Genomic DNA, 435 nt, shown 5'->3' with positions numbered 1-435 from the left:
GGCCTTCTTTTTTGTTGTCCAGATTCCGATCACCTCTCCGCGGTATACAACCGCCCCCGGATTGGTCACCAGCTTCCAGATCTGCTTCTGAAGCGCTTTATCGGGTTGGAGGACCGCGCGGTCACGCTGGTCCAGGTAAGGATCGTGCCCTCCGAGCAGCAGGAGATCCCTCTGCAAATCTCCCGGGTGATTCCCGGTAAAAGAGGCCGGAGCAAAGAGGCGTTCCCTGTCCTCTGACAGGATAAATGCCTTTTTTCCGAAGACTGTGACAGGCTCCATTTCTTCTGAAATGGTGTTCCAAATACGCCGCCCCTGTTTGCCGGAGCAGCCCAGCCAGCCTGCAAACATATCGGCGGTCGCTGGTCCATAGCAATGTAAGTATTTTCGGACCAGCTTTTTTTGGGCAGCCCTCTCCCCCCGGATCGTGATGCCCAA

General features: G+C 55.9%; 1 protein-coding gene. It reads right to left on the bottom strand.

Going from position 1 to position 435, the window contains the following annotated elements; genetic code table 11:
* Positions 1-435, bottom strand: a 435-nt coding sequence (locus NE664_14285; protein ID MCQ4727803.1) for a winged helix DNA-binding domain-containing protein, incomplete at both ends; no start/stop codon positions are given.

This window comes from Anaerotignum faecicola (assembly GCA_024460105.1).
Classification (GTDB): Bacteria; Bacillota; Clostridia; order Lachnospirales; family Anaerotignaceae; genus JANFXS01.
This window is presented reverse-complemented; position numbering and strand designations above follow the sequence as displayed.